This window comes from Streptomyces sp. NPDC007945, assembly GCF_042958885.1.
GTDB lineage: Bacteria > Actinomycetota > Actinomycetes > Streptomycetales > Streptomycetaceae > Streptomyces.
Genome location: NZ_JBIBJV010000024.1, coordinates 1 through 1427, shown reverse-complemented (window position 1 = coordinate 1427; position 1427 = coordinate 1). Strand labels below are relative to the sequence as shown.

1 rRNA gene is annotated in these 1427 nt (G+C 56.1%); it reads right to left on the bottom strand.

The window, feature by feature from the left end:
• Positions 1-32 precede the first annotated feature (32 nt).
• Positions 33-1427: ribosomal RNA gene (locus ACFZCF_RS31945) — 23S ribosomal RNA — on the bottom strand; the annotation flags it as partial.

The window sequence follows — 1427 nt, the reverse complement described above, 5'->3', positions numbered from 1 at the left end:
CTTCAGAACTAACACAGTGGACGCGAGCAACTGAGGACAAGCCCTCGGCCTATTAGTACCGGTCAGCTCCACCCATTACTGGGCTTCCACATCCGGCCTATCAACCCAGTCGTCTACTGGGAGCCTTACCCTCTCAAGGAGGTGGGAATACTCATCTCGAAGCAGGCTTCCCGCTTAGATGCTTTCAGCGGTTATCCCTCCCGAACGTAGCCAACCAGCCATGCCCTTGGCAGGACAACTGGCACACCAGAGGTTCGTCCGTCCCGGTCCTCTCGTACTAGGGACAGCCCTTCTCAATATTCCTACGCGCACAGAGGATAGGGACCGAACTGTCTCACGACGTTCTAAACCCAGCTCGCGTACCGCTTTAATGGGCGAACAGCCCAACCCTTGGGACCGACTCCAGCCCCAGGATGCGACGAGCCGACATCGAGGTGCCAAACCATCCCGTCGATATGGACTCTTGGGGAAGATCAGCCTGTTATCCCCGGGGTACCTTTTATCCGTTGAGCGACGGCGCTTCCACAAGCCACCGCCGGATCACTAGTCCCGACTTTCGTCCCTGCTCGACCCGTCGGTCTCACAGTCAAGCTCCCTTGTGCACTTACACTCAACACCTGATTGCCAACCAGGCTGAGGGAACCTTTGGGCGCCTCCGTTACCCTTTGGGAGGCAACCGCCCCAGTTAAACTACCCATCAGACACTGTCCCTGATCCGGATCACGGACCCAGGTTAGACATCCAGCACGACCAGAGTGGTATTTCAACGACGACTCCACAACCACTGGCGTGGCCGCTTCACAGTCTCCCACCTATCCTACACAAGCCGAACCGAACACCAATATCAAACTGTAGTAAAGGTCCCGGGGTCTTTCCGTCCTTCTGCGCGAAACGAGCATCTTTACTCGTAGTGCAATTTCACCGGGCCTATGGTTGAGACAGTCGAGAAGTCGTTACGCCATTCGTGCAGGTCGGAACTTACCCGACAAGGAATTTCGCTACCTTAGGATGGTTATAGTTACCACCGCCGTTTACTGGCGCTTAAGTTCTCAGCTTCGCAACCCCGAAAGGTCACTAACCGGTCCCCTTAACGTTCCAGCACCGGGCAGGCGTCAGTCCGTATACATCGCCTTACGGCTTCGCACGGACCTGTGTTTTTAGTAAACAGTCGCTTCTCGCTGGTCTCTGCGGCCACCCCCAGCTCAGAGTGCAAGACTCATCACCAGACGTGGCCCCCCTTCTCCCGAAGTTACGGGGGCATTTTGCCGAGTTCCTTAACCATAGTTCACCCGAACGCCTCGGTATTCTCTACCTGACCACCTGAGTCGGTTTAGGGTACGGGCCGCCATGAAACTCGCTAGAGGCTTTTCTCGACAGCATAGGATCATCCACTTCACCACAATCGGCTCGGCATCAGGTCTCAGGCT